The 21,376-nt window shown below is 69.8% G+C and carries 15 protein-coding genes; 3 read left to right on the forward strand and 12 right to left on the reverse strand.

From position 1 onward, the window contains the following. Window positions 1–70: 70 nt before the first annotated feature. Window positions 71–583, reverse strand: coding sequence for a transcriptional regulator NrdR (gene nrdR, locus OG385_RS05415; protein ID WP_266852331.1), 513 nt, complete (start codon window positions 581–583; stop codon window positions 71–73). Between the two features lie 554 nt (window positions 584–1,137). Here nrdR and lexA point away from each other — a divergent pair. Beyond that, complete coding sequence (gene lexA / locus OG385_RS05420; RefSeq protein ID WP_266852333.1) at window positions 1,138–1,932, forward strand: transcriptional repressor LexA; 795 nt, start codon at window positions 1,138–1,140, stop codon at window positions 1,930–1,932. A 174-nt stretch (window positions 1,933–2,106) separates the two neighbouring features. Here lexA and OG385_RS05425 read toward each other — a convergent pair whose 3' ends face one another. The 5 genes from OG385_RS05425 to OG385_RS05445 form a co-directional block, all read right to left on the reverse strand. After that, complete coding sequence (locus OG385_RS05425; protein WP_266852334.1) at window positions 2,107–4,077, reverse strand: ATP-dependent DNA helicase; 1,971 nt, start codon at window positions 4,075–4,077, stop codon at window positions 2,107–2,109. A gap of 38 nt (window positions 4,078–4,115) precedes the next feature. Further along, window positions 4,116–5,921, reverse strand: coding sequence for an IucA/IucC family siderophore biosynthesis protein (locus tag OG385_RS05430; RefSeq protein ID WP_266852337.1), 1,806 nt, complete (start codon window positions 5,919–5,921; stop codon window positions 4,116–4,118). A gap of 275 nt (window positions 5,922–6,196) precedes the next feature. Next, entirely contained in the window at window positions 6,197–6,937 is a 741-nt protein-coding gene (locus tag OG385_RS05435; protein WP_266852338.1) for a GNAT family N-acetyltransferase, read from the reverse strand. A 38-nt stretch (window positions 6,938–6,975) separates the two neighbouring features. Further along, complete coding sequence (locus OG385_RS05440; RefSeq protein WP_266852340.1) at window positions 6,976–8,934, reverse strand: IucA/IucC family siderophore biosynthesis protein; 1,959 nt, start codon at window positions 8,932–8,934, stop codon at window positions 6,976–6,978. A 45-nt stretch (window positions 8,935–8,979) separates the two neighbouring features. After that, window positions 8,980–10,410: a diaminobutyrate--2-oxoglutarate transaminase family protein gene (locus OG385_RS05445; RefSeq protein WP_266852342.1), complete on the reverse strand. Its 1,431-nt coding sequence runs from the start codon at window positions 10,408–10,410 to the stop codon at window positions 8,980–8,982. 317 nt (window positions 10,411–10,727) lie between these two features. Between OG385_RS05445 and OG385_RS05450 the strand changes: the two genes are divergently transcribed. Together OG385_RS05450 and OG385_RS05455 are read left to right on the forward strand one after the other, a co-directional pair. Continuing rightward, complete coding sequence (locus OG385_RS05450; RefSeq protein WP_266852343.1) at window positions 10,728–11,954, forward strand: serine protease; 1,227 nt, start codon at window positions 10,728–10,730, stop codon at window positions 11,952–11,954. A gap of 75 nt (window positions 11,955–12,029) precedes the next feature. After that, window positions 12,030–13,199: a serine protease gene (locus OG385_RS05455; RefSeq protein WP_266852345.1), complete on the forward strand. Its 1,170-nt coding sequence runs from the start codon at window positions 12,030–12,032 to the stop codon at window positions 13,197–13,199. A 134-nt stretch (window positions 13,200–13,333) separates the two neighbouring features. On the opposite strand, the gene hflX is transcribed toward OG385_RS05455, so the two are convergent. The 6 genes from hflX to miaA form a co-directional block, all read right to left on the reverse strand. Continuing rightward, window positions 13,334–14,851 (reverse strand): GTPase HflX, encoded by a 1,518-nt coding sequence (gene hflX / locus OG385_RS05460; RefSeq protein ID WP_266852347.1) that lies wholly within the window; start codon window positions 14,849–14,851, stop codon window positions 13,334–13,336. A gap of 169 nt (window positions 14,852–15,020) precedes the next feature. Beyond that, window positions 15,021–16,478, reverse strand: a complete 1,458-nt coding sequence (locus OG385_RS05465; protein WP_266852349.1) for a M1 family metallopeptidase — start codon at window positions 16,476–16,478, stop codon at window positions 15,021–15,023. Window positions 16,479–16,561: 83 nt separating this feature from the next. Continuing rightward, entirely contained in the window at window positions 16,562–18,706 is a 2,145-nt protein-coding gene (locus OG385_RS05470) for a bifunctional (p)ppGpp synthetase/guanosine-3',5'-bis(diphosphate) 3'-pyrophosphohydrolase (protein ID WP_266852351.1), read from the reverse strand. Between the two features lie 139 nt (window positions 18,707–18,845). Further along, window positions 18,846–19,718: a diaminopimelate epimerase gene (gene dapF / locus OG385_RS05475; protein WP_266852352.1), complete on the reverse strand. Its 873-nt coding sequence runs from the start codon at window positions 19,716–19,718 to the stop codon at window positions 18,846–18,848. A gap of 47 nt (window positions 19,719–19,765) precedes the next feature. Beyond that, on the reverse strand, window positions 19,766–20,224 hold the full coding sequence (locus OG385_RS05480) for a hypothetical protein (RefSeq protein WP_266852354.1): 459 nt from the start codon (window positions 20,222–20,224) through the stop codon (window positions 19,766–19,768). 106 nt (window positions 20,225–20,330) lie between these two features. Beyond that, entirely contained in the window at window positions 20,331–21,269 is a 939-nt protein-coding gene (gene miaA / locus OG385_RS05485; RefSeq protein WP_266852356.1) for a tRNA (adenosine(37)-N6)-dimethylallyltransferase MiaA, read from the reverse strand. Window positions 21,270–21,376: the final 107 nt, after the last annotated feature.

The following is a 21,376-nucleotide window of genomic DNA, read 5'->3' on the forward strand; positions in this document are numbered from 1 at the left end:
ACTGTGTCTGTCTGACACCTGCGGCGCAGGAAGCACCGCAGGCAGGTCTGTGTCCGCCGGCCCCGGAGGGTCAGTCGGTGGCAGTGGCGGGCACGGGGGCCACAGGGGCCCCTCCGCACTCGCATCCCACTGCGGGGGGCTGCGCGTCGCGGAGTTCCGCGATGGCGGCCTCAAAGTCGTCGAGCGAATTGAATGCCCGGTAGACGGACGCGAAGCGCAGGTACGCGACAAGGTCGAGCTCCTGCAACGGGCCGAGTATGGCCAGCCCGACGTCGTGAGTGGTCAGCTCGGCGCCCCCGGTGGCGCGCAGCGCCTCCTCGACCTGCTGGCCGAGTTTGGCGAGGGCGTCCTCAGTGACCGGCCGACCCTGGCAAGCCTTCCGCACACCCGAGATGACCTTCGTACGGCTGAACGGTTCGGTCACTCCGCTGCGCTTGATCACCATCAGCGAGGCCGTCTCCACCGTCGTGAAACGGCGGGAGCAGTCGGGGCACTGGCGACGCCTGCGGATCGACGTGCCGTCGTCCGTCGTACGGCTGTCGACAACGCGGCTGTCAGGGTGCCTGCAGAAGGGGCAGTGCATGGGTTCCGAGCCTCCTTCGCAGTACGACCGAATAGCCTCGCCGGGCCCGGAACGAGCCCCTCGAAGCAGCACCAAGCATAGGCGATGACCCAGGGCGCGAAAGACCAGGGACCACAACTTCTGGGTGGCTGTTTCAATCCAACCACTAGATCTGGGGTTCAGCTCCGCTTTCACGGCAGAGCGTGTCGCGCTCGGCCGCGGAGGCCGTCCGGCTCGGAAGAGGGTACGGGAAGCGTATCGGCGGCCGGATCGGGGGCCACCCCACGGCCACCGGCAAGCGATGGACAGCGACAGACGAACGACAGGCGCCGACAGACCGGGGTCTCGCCGCGACACTCCGCAGCCGACCGCCCCCGCGGCGCGGAACGCAACCGGCGGACGGTACCGTAATCGACCGAATTGCCTTTCGGCCCCGGCCGCGCTCATACACCCGACACCGCGCTCACGTGAAGGGTATTTTATTTTTTCACTCGAACGTGTGTTTGGCGCAACCTTTCGAAAGCCACTACCGTTGTCCAATCTAGGGAGAGAACATCTCGAGAGGGGCCGACGACGTGACCACGACCGCAGACACCGCTACCATCACCGCCCAGGACCGTTCGCAGAACCGACTCGAGCCGGTGCACACCATGAATGACGCAGCAACGGGCCCCGAGGGCCAGCTGCCCCCGCGCCCCGCACGCTCGCTGCCCGGACGGCCCCCCGGTATCCGGGCGGACAGTTCGGGGCTCACGGACCGGCAGCGGCGGGTGATCGAGGTGATCAGGGACTCCGTGCAGCGCCGTGGATACCCGCCCTCCATGCGTGAGATCGGTCAGGCGGTGGGGCTGTCCAGCACCTCGTCCGTCGCTCACCAGCTGATGGCCCTGGAGCGCAAGGGCTTCCTGCGCCGCGACCCGCACCGCCCCCGGGCCTACGAGGTCAGGGGCTCCGACCAGCCGAGCACCCAGACCACCGACACCACGGGCAAGCCCGCCGCGTCGTACGTCCCGCTGGTCGGCCGGATCGCCGCCGGTGGGCCGATCCTGGCTGAGGAGTCGGTCGAGGACGTCTTCCCCCTCCCCCGGCAGCTGGTCGGCGACGGCGAGCTCTTCGTCCTCAAGGTCGTCGGCGACTCGATGATCGAGGCCGCGATCTGTGACGGCGACTGGGTCACGGTGCGACGCCAGCCCGTCGCCGAGAACGGCGACATCGTGGCAGCCATGCTGGAGGGCGAGGCGACGGTCAAGCGCTTCAAGCGCGAGGACGGGCATGTGTGGCTGCTGCCGCACAATGCCGCCTACCAGCCGATCCCCGGCGACGAAGCCACGATCCTCGGCAAGGTAGTGGCTGTGCTCCGACGCGTGTGAGTACCGCGTCGGCCCTGAACAGGGCTCCGGAACTTACTGCGCCGGTTCCGGGGCCCTGCTTGTTTCCCGGCATTTTCCGCGCGCCCTGGTCTCGGCGCGGAACTCGATGCTTCTTCCGTTTCGCGCTCTGTGCCACCGCTTCTCGCTGCGGCTGCACAGGAGAGCATTCCCGGCCTACTGACCGGCCTCCTTGGCCACAGCGTCGATCGCTGCCAGTGACCGACGAATCTGGTTCCGGTCCGTGGTGAACCAGAAATCGGGCAGCGAAGCCCTCAGATAGCTTCCGTAGCGCGCGGTGGCCAGCCTCGGGTCCAGCACCGCGACGACACCACGGTCCCCCATGGCCCTGACCAGCCGGCCGGCGCCCTGCGCCATCAGCAGAGCGGCATGCGTCGCGGCAACGGCCATGAACCCATTGCCGCCGCCCTCCTCGACCGCTTTCTGCCGAGCGCTCATCAACGGGTCGTCGGGGCGGGGGAAGGGGATCCGGTCCATCACCACCAGCTGACAGCTGGGTCCCGGAACATCGACCCCCTGCCAGAGGGACAGCGTCCCGAAGAGGCAGGTCTCAGGATCGGCCGCGAAATTCTTGATCAACTCACCGAGCGTCTCCTCGCCCTGGAGCAGCACCCGCCTGTCCTGCCTGCTGCGCAGCTCCTCAGCGGCTGCCTGGGCGGCACGCATGGAGGAGAACAGGCCGAGTGTGCGTCCGCCCGACGCCTCCACCAGTTCGGCGAGCTCGTCCAGCATGTCGGTACGCGATCCCTCCCGGCCCGGGGCCGAGAGGTGTTTGGCGACGTACAGGATGCCCTGCTTGGCATAGTCGAAGGGCGAGCCGACATCCAGGCCCTTCCACTGCGGGACGTCCTCTCCCTCGGTGCCCTCCGGTGAGAGTCCGAGTGAGGCACCGACCCCGTTGAAGTCACCCCCGAATTTGAGCGTCGCGGAGGTGAGAACGACCGAGCGGTCGGCGAAGAGCTTCTCCCGGAGGAGCCCCGAGACCGAGAGCGGCGCGACACGCAGAGAAGCGCCGAAACGGTCATGGCGCTCATACCAGACGACGTCGTAATCGGATCCGAGGGTGATCCGCTCGGTGACATCGTGGATGGACTCGACGGACGCCAGAGCCTGTTTCCGTACGACGTCCTCGTCCTGCACGGACTTGTCCCGGGTCGCACCGATGGCGGAAATGACCGTCCGAGCCGCGTCGCGCAGGGACATCAGCGCATATCCGAGGTCTTCGGGGATCTCTTCGAGCCGGCCCGGGAGCGCCAGCTCCATGACACGTTCAAAGGTCTCGGATGCGGTCTGGAGGGCGTCTGCCGCCTTCTCGTTGACAAGCTTCGCCGCCCGCCGCACCGCCCTGTTGACCTGGCCCGGAGTGAGCTCGCCCGTGGCCACGCCGGTGACCCGGGAGACCAGTTCATGAGCCTCGTCCACGATCAGCACCTCGTGCTGCGGCAGGACCGGTGCGCCCTCGATCGCGTCGATGGCGAGCAGGGCGTGGTTGGTCACGACGACATCAGCGAGCTTGGCCCGCTCACGGGCGGCCTCGGCGAAGCACTCGGCCCCGTAGGCGCATTTGCTCGCCCCCAGACACTCCCGGGAGGAGACGGAGATCTGGCCCCAGGCGCGGTCGGAGACGCCAGGAGTGAGATCGTCACGGTCGCCCGTCTCCGTCTCGTCCGCCCAGTCCCGCATACGCAGCAGGTCCTGGCCGAGCTTGCTGCTGGGGGCGGCCGTCTCGAACTGGTCGAACAGTCCGTCCTCCTCTTCCTGCGGTACGCCCTCATGGAGGCGGTGCAGACAGAGGTAGTTGGACCGCCCCTTCAGCATGGCGAACTGAGGGCGCCGCCGCAGCAGTGGCTGCAGGGCTTCGACGGTACGCGGGAGGTCTCGCTCCACGAGCTGCCGCTGGAGTGCGAGCGTCGCGGTGGCCACCACGACGCGCTCCCCATGAGCCAGCGCGGGGACGAGATACCCCAGCGACTTTCCGGTACCGGTGCCGGCCTGGACCAGCAGGTGGGCGTTGTCGTCAACGGCTTCGGCAACAGCCTCGGCCATGGTGACCTGGCCGGGCCGCTCCGTACCGCCCACAGCGGTGACGGCGGCGTGCAGGAGCTCGGGGAGGGAGGGCTTCGTCATAGCGGGACCACCCTACGGGGCAGCACTGACAATCGGGGTCACACCTCGTGCAGAGGGTTGGCGACCGTCCCGTGCACGGCGGCGTGCGGCCGGTTCGGGCGGTCGCGGTAGCCGTCGAGGTGGAGCCGGTTGCGGTTCAGGCAGAGCCGCTCGATCCGCGGGGTGAGCAGGTCGAACGTCTCGTAGCGCTCCTTGAGCTCCGGGAACCGGGCTTGATGGCGGAGGATCTCGGCGCGCACCAGCCGCCAGAAATCCGCCTCCGGAACTCCTAGTTGATCTTCACAGAGCGGGGCGAGGTAACGGAACACACCGACGAAGAGCCCGGAGTGGATGAACTGCGTCAGGAAGGCCGGCTCCTCGGTCAGCAGCACGTCCCGCACGTCGGCGGGCATCGAGTCGTGCTCCGGCAAGGGCTCTGCGCTGACGTTGACGTCGTCGACGAAGTCCTTGATCGCGAGCCGCACGGGGACATCGTGGTCGTCGAATACGACGATGGCGTTCTCACCGTGTGGGGAGAAGACCGTTCCGTAGCGGTAGAGGAAGCGCAGCAGCGGGGGAAGCAGCGCGGCGAAGAGCCGCCCGAGCCAGGCGGCGGGCGCGAGTCCCGACCGGGCGACGAGCTCAGCCGTGAAGGAGCGTCCCTGGATGTCGGTGTGGAGCAGGGAGGCGAGCGTACGAGCCCCTTCGCCGGCGGCCAGCTGCACACCGAGCGGCTCGCGCCAGATGGCGCCGAGGAGTTCCCGGTACTGGTAGGGGACTTCCGGCAGGTGGTCGTACAGAGGGTGCTCGACCGCGACGGAGGCGACTTCGCCCAGCAGGATGACGCCGCACTCGTCGCGCAGGAACGCATCGCTGTCGCGCAGTCCCTGGACCCAGGCGGTCACGGCGGGCGCGGCGAGTGTCCGCTCAGTGGGGAGGCCGCGCCAGACCAGGGTGTTGAGGATCGACAGCGGCAGCTTCACCGTGTGCCGCTCGGGGTGTTCAAGGTTGAGGAAGGTCCGGATGGACTGTTGCGGCAGGCGTAGATCGGCATCGGCATGGAGCGGGATGATCTGGTGGTGGGCAATGGCCGGTGCGTAGAGCGGAAGGATCACTTCGTCCCACTGCCAGGGGTGCACGGGCAGGTAGAGATAGCCGTCCGGGTCCAGCCCGCGGGCCCTTAACTCGGCGGCGAAGGACTCCCGGACCGCGGTGTCGAGTTCGCGGCGGTAGAGCCGGTCGGGTGTCGCGAGGCCGGTGACACCCCGGTACTGGGCGAGGTCCGTGCTGACGGCGATCCACGGCAGCCGGGCGGGCCGGCGGGACTCGGGTGTCCAGCGGGCGGCGTCGGCCGCGGAGAATCCGATCCGGCCCTTGTTGAGAACGAGCCAGGGGTGGCCGGTCTGGTGCCCTTCCAGCCGCGCGTAGTCGAGTTCGGCGAGTTCGGCGGCGGGGAGCGCGGTGTGATCGATCCGGACATCGGCAGCGAGGGTGGTGGTGAGCTCGCGGACCAGGTGCCCGAGAGTCGCCCCGTCCAGAGCGAGCAGCCTGCGCGCCAGGACGAGGAAGCGGAGCGGGTCGCTGAACGGTTCGCCCTGGAGCGCGATGGTGTCCGAGTCGATGTGCCAGTGCCCGTAGGCGCCACGCCGGGCCCGGAAGGTCAGCGGCAGGTCGTCGTCCAGGGTGAGCGTGTGACGGCCGCCGGTCCGTGCCACCGGCTCGATGATCTCTTCGTAGGCGAAGGCGCTGAGCATCTTGGCGAGAAGACGGCGGGCCGCACGGTGCCAGTCCTCGGGGTTCAGCTCGGCGGGAGCGAGCAGCGTCGGTTCTGCTTCGGAGTCGAAGCCAGCAGACGGGTTCAGCACGGGGACTCCTCGGGGTGGAACCGATTCGGGACGGGCGGTGTATCAAAAGCAGCAGGTCGTCAGGGGCAGGGAAGGGATGGGCGGGCAGGAGATGTACGCAAGGGAGGCAGGGGCAAAGGAGGCAGGGGCAAGGGGTGAGGCAGTACGGGGTGCACATGTGCCGGGGCAGAAGCGAGAGGTCCAGAAGTGGCGCGAGGTCCAGAGGTAGGGGGTGTACAGGCAGTCGCACGGAGGTGGTCGCCACGGGGCGGTGGCGGGGGTGTCCGGATCGGGGTTCACATCAGGTCGCGGAAGGCGCGGTCGCGGACCATCAGCGCCGCGCGTTTGTCGGGGAGGTCGACTTCGGCCGAGTAGCGGAATCCCGCACCGAGAAAGGCCGAGACCGAGGGGGTGTTGCGCAGGTCCGGCTCAGCGACGACACGGGTGCAGTGGGGTCGGTTGTCCAGTACGAGGTCGGAGACGGCACGCAGCAGGGTGGTGCCGGTGCCGCGTCCCCGGTCGGCCACACCGCCGATCAGGAGGTGCAGACCGGTGTCGTGGGGGTGTGCCGGATAGTGCCGGGCCAGCGGATCGAGGTCGGCGCGGTAGACCTCCCAATAGCTCATGGGGGTGCCCTGGAGCACTCCGAGGCAGGGGACGCTCCGGCCGTCACCGTCCAGTTGGGGGCGCAGATGAGCACGGGTGACCGACTCGGGGCCCGAAAGCTCCCAGAAGGCGGCGACGGCAGGGTCGTTCATCCAGTGGCTGAGGAGAGAGAGATCGCGTTCGATGTCCACGGGTACGAGTTGGAAGACACCGGCCGGGGTGGCGACCGGCCTCCAGGCGCCGGGGCTGTCCAGCAGGTCGCCGGCGGCGGAGCCGGGAGTCGCGGGCCACGGAGCGTGTGCCAGGTCTCCAGCGCGCAGCAGTGACAGCAGGTCCTCGGACAACTGCAGGTCAAGGGTGTCCTCGGACTCTTCGTCGGTCCGTGGGACAGGTCCTGTCCCGGTCTGGGCGCTCGCATCTGTGGAGGGCACAGCCACGCTCCTCATTCTCTGGTCAGCTATCGGTCGGGTCATGCCCCAGTGGGGTGAAGGGGGTTGGTGAGACGGACATAGACGGACTGGGTGTCGACCGGGCCAATGAGCTCGTCGAGCCCGTGGAGTCGGGTCAGCAGATTGGCCTTGGTACGCAGGACGGGGGTGTCGAGGAGTTGAGCAGGCAAAGGGGAGCCGAGTGCGGTGGCTCGGGTGAGGAACTGCCGGAAGGCAGCGAGCAGCAGCCGTTCGTCGGCCAGTCGTTGGGCGCCGAAGGCGCCGATCAGTCCGAATACGTTGTTGATGGCGAGGTAGTAGGCGAAGCGCTCATCGGTGACGTCGTCGGCAACGAAGGTGTCGCTGACGGCTCCGATCCCGGGGAGGCGCTTCTCCAGTTCGGCACGGTGGGACTCCCGGAAGTAGTAGCCCTGGTTGTCGCGGTACCGGCCGCCGACGGGCCAGCCGCCGGGGCCGAGGATGACGATGGTGTTCTGCTGATGTGCTTCGAGGGCGATGCCGGCGGTGCCGTCCAACCACAGCACCGGGCGTACGACGTGATCGAGATAGCGCAGGAACCACTCGGTGGCGACAGCTCCGGTGGACCGCCCGGTCCTGGCCGCGAGTGCGGTCACGATGTCGGCGAGACGCGAGCGCATGGCTCCGCCGCCGGGGCGGGGATGGATCGCGGTGAGACCTGCGACGCAGACGGCGTCGTCGGTGGCACTGAACGGATTGTGGCGCAGGACGACATCGAAGCCGGGAAGCGGTTCGCCGTCAGGCGTGTTCACGCCCAGCCAGGCCGGGTCACGGACGATACCGAAACCGGGGTGGGCTGCCTGCCATGCACCACCGAGACCACTCCGCAGGACCCGGTGGACCTCCACGCCGCGGTGGAGTTCCTTGCGGAGGTTCTCCCGGCGGGAGTTGGTGATGCGGACCCCGAGGGACAGCTTGAGCATCGCTTCGCCGCCCGGCCGGTGGACGGTGCGTACGGAGGAGGTGGGATACCAGCGGTCGCCGTACGGACCGAGGTCGTGCAGCAGCCCCGCGTCGAGAAGGGCGGCGACCGCGGGGCGGTGGGCCAGGTCCCGGGCCTGCCAGGGATGGAGCGGCAGAAGGGCTGTGTTGCCGGGGTGCTGGACGGCACCCGCGAAGCGGGCGGTGAGCCGGTCGGCGGGCAGCGTGCGTCCCCCCTCCGTCCACGCCGAGTCCTGCGCGAGTACGGAGTGGTCGACGGCCATCCAGTGCAGAGCGAACGAGCCGTGCAACTCCGGCGAGTACAGCCGGATTTCGGCGTCCGAGAGTCCCTCCCGGCTCTTCGGGGTGGGGTGCAGCGGGTGACCGAGCAGGAGAGACTGCTCGGCGGTCAGGAAGAGGTCCGCCTCACTGGACGGCTCGGGGCTGCGACGACGCTCCGAAATGAAGGCGGCGGTCCGGTGTACCGAATCGGCGACCCTGCCGACCAGCTCTGTGCTGTCGCTCTGGCCTGCCTCCCGGCCGAGGAGGGCGGCGACGGTGACGGCGTCGGCACGTGGCGCGCCGATCGATCCGCCTTCGAGCACCGGTTTGCCGAACCGGTGCCAGCCGGTGGCCGACGAGTACAGGACCGGGACGAGCAGCGCGATGCCGCTGGCGTTCAGGGGGATGCGCAGTGTGGGCCCGGTGGGCGCGGACAGGTTGGTCTCCCGGACCCAGCAGCGCAGCAGGTTCTCGACGGCCGCAGCTTCGGCTGCCGTCGTGGGGTCCGATACATCGACGGGGTCTTCGAAGAGGCCGGATGCAGGGTGCCCGTCCGGGGTACGGTCCGCCGTCATCTGGCGCGGCACCGTCTCGGGGCCGGCCGAGAGCGAGCCGGTCGACACCGGGCCGACGGTGAGGGAGTCGGCCCGCAGCGGCTGGGCCGGGAGCGAGTGGGCCGGGAGCGGGCCTGCTGTACGGCTGCTGGGGACGGCGGAGTCACCGGTCTCGGGGGCGTCAGGGTCGGGCGTGGGGTTCACAGGGTGCTTCCTTGCGCGGCCGGGGGAAATGGGGGGGAGGTGGCTTCAATGCGGGCGATGGGTCTCATGACGGCTGCGGATGGCGCGTTCGGCGGCGGACAGGGCGTCGGCCAGCCGGTCCAGAACTGCCTCCGCCTGTTCGTCGGTGAGGGTGAGTGGAGGCAGCAGACTCACAACGCTTGTGTGGCGGCCGGCGAGTTCGACAATGAGTCCCCTGGCCAGACACTCCCGCTGTACGGCGGCCGCGAGTACGGGGTCAGCCGGCGCGGGGCCGGCGGCACCCGTCTCCCGGGCATCCGCAGCAACTGTGGCTTCGGCAGATTCGGCGGCTTCCGGGTCGACGAGTTCCAGGCCGATCATCAGGCCCCGGCCGCGTACGTCGCCGATGGCCGGGTGGTCGGCGGCCAGGCCCCGCAGCCTGCGGATCATGCGCGCGCCCAGGTCGGCCGCCCTCTCGGCGAGCCGGTTCTCACGGACATGGGCGAGGGTTGCGGCGCCCGCGGCCATGGCGAGCTGATTGCCGCGGAAGGTACCCACGTGGGCTCCGGGCTCCCAGCAGTCCAGATCCGACCGGTAGACGATGACAGCGAGCGGGAGGGAACCCCCGATGGCCTTGGACATCACCATCACGTCGGGAACGATCCCGCTGTGCTCCACCGCCCAGAAGGCACCGGTGCGGCCGACGCCGGTCTGCACCTCGTCCGCGATGAGTGGAATGGACCGGTCGGCGGTGATCTTCCGCATACGGCGCATCCAGCTGTCCGGCCCGGGGATCACCCCGCCCTCACCCTGTACCGGTTCGAGGATCATCCCGGCCGACGGGACCACCCCGCTCTTCGGGTCATCGAGAAGGGTCTCGGTCCAGTTACCGGCCAACTCCTGGCTTCGGGCGCCGCCGACCCCGAACGGGCAGCGGTAGTCCTGCGGATACGGCAGCCGGGTCACCCGTACATCGGGGGCGCCGCCGGACGCTGTCGGCGCCCCGGCCGTCATTGCCCCTGCTGTCATGCCATGGTCGGCGCCGGTGAACGCGAGGATTCCGCTGCGCCCGGTGGCGGTGCGGACGAGTTCGAGGGCCGCTTCGACCGCGTCCGTACCGGTCGGCCCGCAGAACTGCACGCGTGCGTGGTCGGCGAATTGTCGCGGCAGCGTCTCGAACAGCTCGGTGGTGAACGCGTCCTTGACCGGCGTGGCGAGATCCGGGACATGCAGGGGAGCACCCGAATCGATCACCTTCCTGATCGCTTCGAGGACCACCGGGTGGTTGTGTCCGAGCGCCAGAGTCCCCGCCCCCGACAGGCAGTCGAGATACCGCCGTCCGTCCGCGCCCTCGATAGTGAGCCCGCGCGCGCGTACCGGCACGATCGGCAGCGACCGCGCGTAGGTTCGGGCTGCGGATTCACGTATCGACTGGCGGCGCAGGATCCCCTCGTGCGCTGTTGTCGCCGCCGACGGTGCGATTTCGGTCACGGCCACTGCTGTTGGTCCTCCCGCTGTACGGATCGGCCGGCACGCCCCTCGTCCCACGACCGTCGCCCCCGGCACTGAACGCAGCCCAAAAGCCCCCATCCGTACCAACGATGAAGTCGTCTCGGGATCACGGGTAAGTCGGAAGATCCTTGCGGGGACGGAACCGCTGCCCTGCCTTATGCCGTCCACATCGGCACCGGCATAGTGGGGCCCGCACTTTGGTTCCGATCAGTTCCACAGCTCCAGTTCCAGTTCCGCAGTTCCGCAGTTCCGCACCACAGCGCCGAAGTCCGTTATTCCGGAGTCCCAGGGGGAATCACCACATGCGACCGCTACGCCCGACTTCCACCGAACGCCGCAGGAGGGGCGCGTCCCGGCGAACCGTCCCCGCCATGGCCGCTGTTGGCCTCACGGCGGCACTCGCCCTCACCGCGACCGGCTGCGGTCCCGGCAACGACAACGCCAGTGACAAGCCGGCCGTCACCGCCCCGTCCTCGTCGTCCTCGGACGGCAAGGTCGTCATACCGGACAACGTCAAGGGCGCGCTGAAGAAGCACGGCATCGACCTGGACAAGTGGAAGCACGGCGAGTGGAAGAACTGGAACAAGGACAAGTGGCTGCGTGAGGCGCAGGACTTCGTCAACCCGGTCATCTCCGGGCTCTGGGACCCGTCCAGGATGCGGCACGCGTCCAAGCCCCCGGAGAAGCCGGTCGACAACGACATCTCCGGTGACAAGGGGGTGACCGACCCGACTCCGGCGCCGGTGACCGCGCAGGGCGTGAACGCCCCGTACCACCAGAGCATTCCGGAGGCGGGCAAGGTCTTCTTCGACAGCCCCGAAGGGTCGATGGTCTGCTCGGCGACGGTCGTGGAGGACCCCGCGCACCCAGGGAAGTCCAACCTGGTGTGGACCGCGGGCCACTGTGTGCACGCCGGGAAGAAGGGCGGCTGGTACCGGAACATCGCCTTTGTCCCCTCGTACAACGACAGTGGCGAGTCCGCCGCCCAGTTGCAGAACGCCAAGAAGGACGAAGTCGCTCCGTACGGCGTCTTCTGGGCGGACTGGGCCCAGACCTCCGAGCAGTGGATCAACGACGGCGGCCCCACCGGCGGTCAGGGTGCCCCGTACGACTTCGCGGTCCTGCACGTCACTCCGGAGAAGGGCAGCACCAAGTCCCTTGAGGAGACGGTCGGAGGCGCACTCCCGGTCAACTTCAACGCGCCCGCGGTGCCGAAGATCCCGAGCCTGACGGCGACCGGCTACCCGGCGGCGCCCCCCTTCGACGGCCAGAAGCTGTTCCAGTGCTCCGACCGTCCGGGCCGTCTCTCGCTCTCCGCGGCCGACCCGACGATGTACCGCGTCGGCTGCACCATGACCGGCGGATCCTCCGGCGGCGGCTGGATAGCCAAGGGCGCCGACGGCAAGCCCGCGCTGGTGTCCAACACCTCCATCGGCCCGGTGACCGCAGGCTGGCTGGCCGGTCCGCGCCTCGGCAAGGTGGCCAAGGGCGTCTACGACTCGGTCAGCAAGAAGTACGCGGCCCAGTAGGCGCGGTTCTTGCCTCTCAGACGGCTGTCCCGCGGACAGCGACAACGATCACGCTCCATCAGGGGGAACAGCTCCATGCGATCCATCCGTCCGATACTGACCGCCACCGCAGTGGCCGCCGCCCTGGCGCTGACGGCCACCGCGTGTGGCGGCGGTGACGACAAGGCTGCCGCTCCGGCCGCCGACAAGTCCGCGGCATCCGCGGCGTCCGGCGCCGAAGCCGCGGCCGGTGTGACTGACGCCCTCAAGCGCCACGGTGTCGACCTGGCGAAGTGGAAGAGCGGTCAGTGGAAGAACTGGAACAAGGACAAGTGGCTCCGTGATGCCAAGGACTTCGCCAACCCGGTGATCAAGGGGCTGTGGAAGCCCGACCGGATGGCGACGGCCAAGGACCCGCAGAAGACCATGGCCTACGGCGACAGTTCGGGCAACCAGAACGGGTCGGACCCGGCGCCCGCTCCGGTGAAGGCCCAGGAGGAGAAGCACCCGTACCACCGGTACGCGGCGCCTGTCGGGAAAGTCTTCTTCGACTCCCCCGAGGGCTCCATGGTCTGCTCGGGCACGGTCGTCAAGGACCCGAAGCACCCGGGCAAGTCCAATCTGGTGTGGACCGCGGGCCACTGCGTCCACGCGGGCGGCAAGGGCGGCTGGTACCGGAACATCATGTTCGTGCCGTCGTACAACGACCAGGGCGAGTCGATCGCCCAACTGCGGAGCGCACCGCCGCAGGAAGTCGCCCCGTACGGCAAATACTGGGCCGACTGGGCCATGACGTCCAGCGCGTGGATCAAGGACGGGGGCCCCACGGGCGGGCAGGGCGCGGCGTACGACTACGCCCTGCTCCATGTGAAGCCGGAGAACGGGGGCAAGTCCCTCGAAGAGACCGTCGGCAACGCGCTGACCGTCGACTTCAATGCCCCCGCGGCCAAGAACATCCCCTCGATGGGCGCCTGGGGATACCCGGCCGCGCCACCGTTCGACGGTCAGCTGATGAACAAGTGCGTCGACCGGCCGGGGCAGCTGTCCGTCAATCCCGGCGCGCCGGCGATGTGGCGCATCGGCTGCACCATGACCGGCGGTTCGTCCGGTGGCGGCTGGTTCATCTCGGGCCCGGACGGCAAGTCGGAGCTGGTCTCCAACACCTCGATCGGCCCGGTCACCTCCGGCTGGCTGGCGGGGCCGCGGCTCGGCCAGGGTGCGCAGCAGCTCTACCGGGCGATGAGCGACCGGTACGCGAACCAGTAGCACGGCAAGGCCGGTGTGATCCCACCGGCGTTCCATCGGCAACGGCCGAGGCCCGTCCTCTCACCGGTGAGAGGACGGGCCTCGGCCGTTGCGCAAGAAGGCCGTTGCGCCAGAAAGCTGTCGCGCTGTCGGCGTCAGGGCGCCACGAGTACGTACGGCGCCAGATCGGCGGCCAGTTCCTCGTGCACCAGTGCCTTGAGGAGAGTGCCCTCCGGGGTGTGCTCCTCGGAGATCACTTCGCCGTCGGAGTGCGCACGGGCGACGAGCTGTCCGTGCGTGTACGGCACGAGCACCTCCACCGACACCTGCGGCCGGGGCAGCTGCTCGTCGATCAGCGCGAGCAGTTCGACAATGCCCTGCCCCGAGCGGGCCGACACAGCGATCGCGCGGCGCTCGATACGCAGCAGCCGCTGCAGGACCAGCGGATCGGCCGCGTCCGCCTTGTTGATCACCACGATCTCCGGGACGTCAGTGGCCCCGACCTCCCGGATCACCTCGCGTACGGCGGCGAGCTGCTCCTCCGGAGCCGGGTGCGAGCCGTCCACGACGTGCAGAATCAGGTCGGACTCGCCGACCTCCTCCATGGTGGAGCGGAACGCCTCGACCAGGTGGTGCGGCAGATGCCGGACGAACCCGACGGTGTCCGCCAGCGTGTAGAGACGACCGCTGGGTGTCTCGGCCTTGCGCACGGTCGGGTCCAGGGTGGCGAACAGGGAGTTCTCCACCAGCACCCCCGCGCCCGTCAGCCGGTTCAGCAGCGAGGACTTGCCCGCGTTGGTGTACCCGGCGATGGCGACCGACGGCACCTTGTGGCGCTTGCGCTCCTGCCGCTTGATGTCGCGCCCGGTCTTCATCTCCACGATCTCGCGGCGCATCTTCGCCATCTTCTCGCGGATCCGGCGCCGGTCCGTCTCGATCTTGGTCTCACCGGGACCACGCGTAGCCATTCCGCCGCCGCCACCCGTACCGGCGCCGCCCATCTGCCTGGAGAGCGACTGTCCCCAGCCGCGCAGCCTCGGCAGCATGTACTGCATCTGCGCGAGCGCGACCTGCGCCTTGCCCTCCCGGGACTTGGCGTGCTGGGCGAAGATGTCCAGGATCAGCGCCGTGCGGTCGACGACCTTGACCTTGACGACGTCCTCAAGGTGGATCAGCTGGCCCGGGCTGAGCTCACCGTCACAGACCACGGTGTCCGCACCGGATTCGAGCACGATGTCGCGCAGCTCCTGTGCCTTGCCCAACCCGATGTAGGTGGCCGGGTCCGGCTTGTCGCGACGCTGGACCACACCGTCGAGGACGAGCGCGCCCGCCGTCTCGGCGAGGGCCGCCAGCTCGGCGAGGGAGTTCTCCGCGTCCTGCGCGGTGCCCGAGGTCCAGACCCCGACCAGCACCACACGCTCCAGACGCAGCTGCCGGTACTCGACCTCTGTGACGTCTTCGAGTTCGGTGGAGAGACCGGCCACCCGCCGGAGCGCCGCGCGCTCCGAGCGGTCGTACTGGTCACCGTCCCGCTCACCGTCGATCGAGTGGCTCCAGGCGACGTCCTCTTCCATCAGGGCATCGGCCCGAAGGCTCTCGTTGAAGCTCTGCGCTTCCGGCTCGTGCGCTTCCTGCTGGTGCGCGTCCTGGGAAGGGGAAGAAGAGGAGGGCATTGGATCCTTACGTCGAGCGGATAGAAAGATTCGTTCGTCAGTCACAACGCGTGACGGTCGCCGATGATTCCCGGAGGATCCCCGGATGATTCCGAGAGGCCCCCCTGGTCCGGCAGCGCCGCCGACGCGTCGATAGTGACACGGTGCGCTCAGGCTCGTCACCCGGGTTTCAGCCCTTGTGCGCCTGCGGGGGCTGGGCGCTCCGCCAGTCGGGGTGGCCGGGCATGGGCGGGGTCTTCTTCCCGTACAGCCAGCCCTGGAAGAATCCGGAGAGATCGCGCCCGGCGATCCGCGAAGCCAGCGCGGCGAAGTCGGCGCTGGTGGCCGACCTGTCGCGGTAACGGCTCACCCAGCTGTGTTCGAGCACCGAGAAGGCCGCCGCCCCGATCTCCTGGCGCAGCGCGTAGAGCACGAGCGCGCTGCCGTCGTAGACCACCGGCCGGAAGATGCTGATCTTCTGCCCGTGCACCGGGGGTTTGGGTGCCGCCGGGGGGCCGCCCGCCGCCCGCCATCCGTCGGACTGGCGGTAGGCGTCGCGCATCCGGGTGGCCAGCGGCTTCCCGTCGTGCTCGTCCGCGTAGAGCGCCTCGTACCAGGTGGCGTGGCCCTCGTTCAGCCAGAGGTCGGACCAGCTGTGCGGTGAGACGCTGTCGCCGAACCACTGGTGGGCGAGCTCATGGACCATGACCGAGTCGACGTACCACTCGGGAAAGGAGCCCCCGGTGAACAGCCTCCGCTCGAAGAGGGACAGGGTCTGGGTCTCCAGCTCGAAGCCGGTGTCCGTGTCGGCGATGAGGACCCCGTACGTCTCGAAGGGGTAGCGCCCGGCCTTCGACTCCATCCAGGCCAGCTGGGCGGGTGTCTTCCGCAGCCAGGGCTCCAGCTCCTTCCGCTCGGCCGCCGGTACGACGTCGCGGACCGGCAGTCCGTGCGGTCCGGTCCGGTGGATCACGGCCGAGTCCCCGATCGACACCTGGGCCAGTTCGGTGGCCATGGGGTGGCGGGTCCGATAGGTCCAGATGGTGCGGCCGGCGCGGGTCGTCCGGGGGCCGGGCAGGCCGTTGGCGACCACGGTCAGCTTCTGCGGGGCGGTGATCCGGAAGGTGAAGAAGGCCTTGTCGGAGGGGTGGTCGTTGCAGGGGAAGACCCGGTGGGCGGCGTCCGCCTGGTTGCCCATGGCCAGGCCGTCGGGGGTCCTGATCCAGCCGCCGTCGGCGGCGCCCCGCGGGTCGCTGGTGTGCCGCACGGTGATCCGGAGCGGGCTTCCGGCGCGCACGGCGCGGTGCGGGGTCACGACCAGGTCCTCGTCGGCGGTGGCGAACCGGGCGGGCTCGCCGTTCACCTCCACCGAGTGCACGGTGCCGCGCGCGAAGTCGAGGTTGATGCGCCGCAGTGACGCGGTGGCCCTGGCGTCGATGCTGGTCACGGCCTCCAGCGGGGTGGTGTTGCTGCCGGGATAGGTGAGGCCGATGTTGTACGAGAGGACGTCGTACCCGGGGTTGCCCAGGTGTGGGAAGAGCGGATCGCCGATGCCGAGAGGGACGGGGGCGGGCAGCGTGGCGGCGACGAGGGCCGCCGATGCGGTCGCGAGCAGGACGCCTCGCGAGCGCCGGGAGATGAACAGCATGGACTACGGCTACCAGCCCGTGCCGCGCGCGCCCCGGCGCAGCGCGCCGGGCCACCCGAACGTGTGGTCAGCCGGTCGTGCGGTCAGGCGGTGGCCGGATGCTGGGCGCGGCTCACGTCGTAGACACCCGGTACGTCCCGCATGGTGCGCATCAGGGCGGGAAGCCCGGCGGCGTCCGGGAGTTGCAGGGTGTAGGTGTGGCGTACGCGTTGCTCGGACGGCGGTTCCACAGTGGCCGAGACGACCGCGACGCCTGCCGTGGCGATGGCCTCGGTGAGGTCGGCGAAGAGCTGCGGGCGTCCGAACGCCTCGGCGACCAGTGTGACCCTGCAGTCGCCTGTGGCACCCCAGTTGACCTCGACGGGGGGCCGTCCCAGGGACAGCATCCGGGTCACCGAAGGGCATCCCTCGCGGTGGACGGTGACGGCGCCGCCGCGCACGGTGAATCCGGTGACGGCGTCGGGCGGCACCGGTGTGCAGCAGCCCGCCAGCCGTACCGTCGCGTTCGGCACGCCCACGACGGCTCCGGCGGCCGCCCTGCGCATCGCCCCGCCGGTCACCGAGGCGCTGGGCCGGGGGGCCGCCGCCGGTACCGCCGCCCCCTCCGGATGGGCGTCGAGCCAGCCGGTGATCGCGATCCGCGCGCCGGCGGTGCGCACATGGCCGAGCCAGTCGGGCGAGGGTCCGGACGCGGTGTCCCCGGCCAGCAGCAGCTGGACGGTGTCGCCGTCGCTGAGCACCGTGCTGAGGGTCGTCAGACGTCCATTGACGCGTGCGCCGATGCAGGAGTGCGCCTTCTCCCCGTGCTGCGCGTAGGCCGCGTCCACACAGCTCGCTCCCGCGGGCAGGCCGAGGGTGCCGCCGTCGGCCCGGAAGACGGTGATCTCCCGGTCCTGGGCGAGGTCGGCGCGGAGTGTGGACCAGAACGTGTCCGGGTCGGGCGCCGATTCCTGCCATTCGAGGAGCCTGGAGAGCCAGCCGGGGCGGCTGGGGTCGGCGCGTCCGACGTCCGCGGTGCCGGCGGCGGCGTTCGCGATGGTGGCGGCGGAGTGCGGGCCGTCGAGCGGTACGTACGGATTGCCGAGCGCGACCACGCCGGCCTCGGCGACCTTGTGCATCAGGTGGGTGCGGATGAGGACTTCGGCCACGTCCCCGCCCGCACTGGCGACGGCCGTGTGCAGCGACTGGTAGAGGTTGAACTTGGGCGAGGCGATGAAGTCCTTGAACTCGGAGATCACCGGCGTGAAACAGGTGTGCAGCTCGCCCAGTACGCCGTAGCAGTCCGCGTCTTCACCGACGAGCACCAGGAGCCGGCCGAAGTCGGTGGGACACAGCTCGCCGCGTTTCATCCTGACCCGGTGGACGGAGACGAAGTGGCGTGGCCTGATGAGGACTTCGGCGGCGATCCCCGCCTCCCTCAACACCCTTCTGACGTCCTCGGCGATGGTGACGAGCGGGTCGGCGGTGGCGTCCTGCGCGGCGATGAGGGCACGCGTGATCTCGTACTCCTCCGGGTTCAGGATCGCGAAGACCAGGTCCTCCAGCTCGGTCTTGAGCGCCTGCACACCGAGTCGTTCGGCCAGCGGGATCAGCACATCGCGGGTGACCTTGGCGATCCTCGCCTGCTTCTCGGGGCGCATCACGCCGAGCGTGCGCATGTTGTGCAGCCGGTCGGCGAGTTTGATCGACATGACCCGGACGTCGTCGCCGGTGGCCACGAGCATCTTGCGGAAGGTCTCCGGCTCGGCGGCCGCCCCGTAGTCGACCTTCTCCAGTTTGGTCACGCCGTCGACCAGATAGCAGACCTCGTCGCCGAACCCCTCCCGTACCTGATCGAGCGTCACCTCGGTGTCCTCGACCGTGTCGTGGAGGAGCGAAGCGGTCAACGTCGTGGTCTCGGCGCCCAGTTCGGCGAGGATCAGGGTCACCGCGAGCGGGTGTGTGATGTAGGGCTCGCCGCTCTTGCGCATCTGGCCGCGGTGGGACGTTTCAGCAAGGACGTACGCCCGCCGCAGCACGGCGAGATCGGCATCCGGGAAGTGCGCCCGGTGGGCCTCGGCGACATGGCCGATGGCATCGGGCAGACCACCGCGCGATGCGGGCCCGAACAGTGCGGCACGGCCCAGTCTGCGCAGATCGATTCTGGCGCGACCGCGTCTGCGGCCCGGGTTGTCCACCGGACGGATCTCCGGGGACGCACCGTTGGGGCTGGCGGCCTCTGCACTCATGGCACCTCCGGCAGTGTCGACCGGCGGTGGACTGGCTGCGACTGGGCGCTCCGGGCCGGTGCTTGATGCTACCGAGCCCACCACGCGGTACCCGCCCGCTCCCGCCCAGCGTGAAACGGATCACCCATTCGAGCGAAGTCTAGGAGAGGGCCGTTTCCCGGAACGAGGCGTCGATCGTGCCCTCGGCGACGATCACCGCGGCGCCCGTCATCTCGATCTCGCCGTCCGGCAGCTCGGTGATCACCAGCCGTCCGCCGGGGAGGTCCACGGTGTATGTCACGGGCTCGCCGGTGAGCGCCGGGTCGGTGCCGTCCCTGCGGGCCGCCGCGACGGCCACGGCGCAAGCGCCGGTACCGCAGGACCGGGTCTCGCCGGAGCCGCGCTCGTGCACCCGCATGGCTACGTGGCGTTCACCGCGGTCCACGACGAACTCGACGTTGACCCCGTCCGGATAGACGGACGCGGGGGCGAACTGCGGTACGGAGAGCAGAGCCCCGGCTTCCGCCAGATCGTCGACGAAGGCGACCGCGTGCGGATTGCCCATGTTCACGTTCAGCGCGGGCCAGGCCCGGTCGCCGACCGTGACGGTCACCCCGTCCGCGGGAAGCACGGCCCGGCCCATCGAGACGGTGATGTCGCCGTTCTTGGCCAGGTGGGCCCGCTTCACTCCGCCACGCGTCGCGATGGCCAGGTCTCCGGCGCCCACCAGGCCGGCGCGCTGGAGGTGGCGGGCGAAGACGCGGACGCCGTTCCCGCACATCTCGGCGGTGGAGCCGTCGCCGTTGCGGTAGTCCATGAACCACTCGGCCTCGCCGGCCATCGCCCGCGCCTCCGGGTGCGCCGCGGACCGCACGACGTGCAGCAGACCGTCGCCGCCGATGCCCGCCCGGCGGTCGCACAGCACGGCGACCGCGGATGCGGGCAGGTCGATGACGTTGTCCGGGTCGGGGATGATCACGAAGTCGTTCTCGGTCCCGTGGCCCTTGAGGAAGGCGATCTGCGAGGTGGTCACCCTGCCATCGTACGAGGCGGCCGCCGTTTCGGGCGGGCGGGTGCGGCTCAGCGCAGCCGGGCCACGCGCCCCACGGCGAGCGCCACGATCACGCAGAACGCCAGGACGTACAGGCCGGCGATCCGCCAGTCCGGGCGCGCCCCCGAGCCTCTGGCGGGCAGCCCCGGCCAGGTGTAGCCGACGCGGCGGGCGGCCATCATGCCCCAGCCGGCGGCGCAGCAGCTGATCAGCAGTCCGAGCATGGCGACCACCGGGCCGCCGTCACCGAACTCGAAGGCGAGCGGGAAGGCGAACATCAGCGATCCGACAGCGGCCAGCACCACGATCGGGGCGAGCTGCCAGATGCGGAGCCTGCGCTGCGGCCGCAGTTCGACCTCGACCTCGGGGGCCACCTCGGGGATGTCCAGCGCATCGGGTCCGTCGGGGCTGAGCCGCGGGGCGTCGGGGTGTTCCGGGGCGCCGCCGCGATCTCCGTCGCGTTCGCTGTCGCGAGGGCCGGCCTCCATCGCCACACGCCCTCCCCACTCGGACTCCACTGTCGATCGCAGATTGATGATGGCACGGCCCCCGGCCGCGAACTGACGGGCTGAGCGTCCCGATGCCATCACGTGATCAGGCTGTGACCGCCCGTTCGACCAAGGCCAGCGCCCGCCCTGGAAGTTCCTTCCGGTCGGCGGCCGCACCGCTGAGCCAGTGCACCCGTGGGTCACGTCGGAACCATGAATCCTGGCGGCGCGCGAAGCGTTTCGTGGCGCGTACGGTCTCGGTGCGCGCCTCGTCGTCGGTGCACTCCCCCGCGAGCGCCGCGAGCACCTGCTGGTACCCGAGGGCGCGCGATGCGGTGCGCCCCTCACGGAGCCCCCGGGCCTCAAGAGTGCGGACCTCGTCCACCAGGCCGGCGTCCCACATCCGGTCGACGCGCACGGCGATGCGCTCGTCCAGCTCCGGGCGGGCGACGTCGACGCCGATCTGCACGGTGTCGTAGACCGGGTCGGGGCCCGGCAGATTGGCGGTGAAGGGCTTTCCGGTGATCTCGATGACCTCCAGGGCCCGGACGATCCTGCGGCCGTTGCTGGGCAGGATCGCCACGGCGGCCTCCGGGTCGGCGGCGGCCAGCCGTTCGTGAAGTTCTCCGGGGCCGTGCTGCGCCAGCTCGTCCTCAAGCCGTGCCCGTACGCCGGGGTCGGTGCCGGGGAACTCCAGCGCGTCGATGGCTCCGCGGACGTAGAGCCCGGAGCCCCCCACCAGGACCGGTGTGCGGCCGGCGGCGAGGAGCCGGTCGATCTCGGCGCGGGCGAGCCGCTGGTACTCGGCGACGCTGGCCGCCTCGGTCACGCTCCAGATGTCGAGGAGGTGGTGCGGAACGCCGCCGCGCTCTTCGAGCGTCAGCTTGGCGGTTCCGATATCCATCCCTTCATAGAGCTGCATGGAGTCGGCGTTGACGACTTCGCCGCCGAAATGCCGGGCGATGGCGACGCCCAGATCGGACTTTCCGGCCGCGGTGGGACCGACGACGGCGATGACCCGCGCTGCGGGAGCTGCACTTCTCACCGCCTCAGTCTCGCAAACCCGGAGGCTTGTCCCCGAATGAGTTACGTGACGGCCGGGTGCCCGGATTCGTTTCCTCTTCCGAGGTTCCGGCCGACGGCTTTCGACCG

The sequence above is a fragment of the Streptomyces sp. NBC_01306 genome (assembly GCF_026340465.1).
Taxonomy (GTDB): domain Bacteria; phylum Actinomycetota; class Actinomycetes; order Streptomycetales; family Streptomycetaceae; genus Streptomyces.

Coding starts and splice junctions, on each gene's coding strand:
- nrdR (WP_266852331.1), bottom strand. CDS start 583: ATGCACTGCCCCTTCTGCAGGCACCCTGACAGCCGCGTTGTCGACAGC.
- OG385_RS05425 (WP_266852334.1), bottom strand. CDS start 4,077: ATGACGAAGCCCTCCCTCCCCGAGCTCCTGCACGCCGCCGTCACCGCT.
- OG385_RS05450 (WP_266852343.1), top strand. CDS start 10,728: ATGCGACCGCTACGCCCGACTTCCACCGAACGCCGCAGGAGGGGCGCG.
- OG385_RS05455 (WP_266852345.1), top strand. CDS start 12,030: ATGCGATCCATCCGTCCGATACTGACCGCCACCGCAGTGGCCGCCGCC.
- hflX (WP_266852347.1), bottom strand. CDS start 14,851: ATGCCCTCCTCTTCTTCCCCTTCCCAGGACGCGCACCAGCAGGAAGCG.
- OG385_RS05465 (WP_266852349.1), bottom strand. CDS start 16,478: ATGCTGTTCATCTCCCGGCGCTCGCGAGGCGTCCTGCTCGCGACCGCA.
- OG385_RS05470 (WP_266852351.1), bottom strand. CDS start 18,706: ATGAGTGCAGAGGCCGCCAGCCCCAACGGTGCGTCCCCGGAGATCCGT.
- OG385_RS05480 (WP_266852354.1), bottom strand. CDS start 20,224: ATGGAGGCCGGCCCTCGCGACAGCGAACGCGACGGAGATCGCGGCGGC.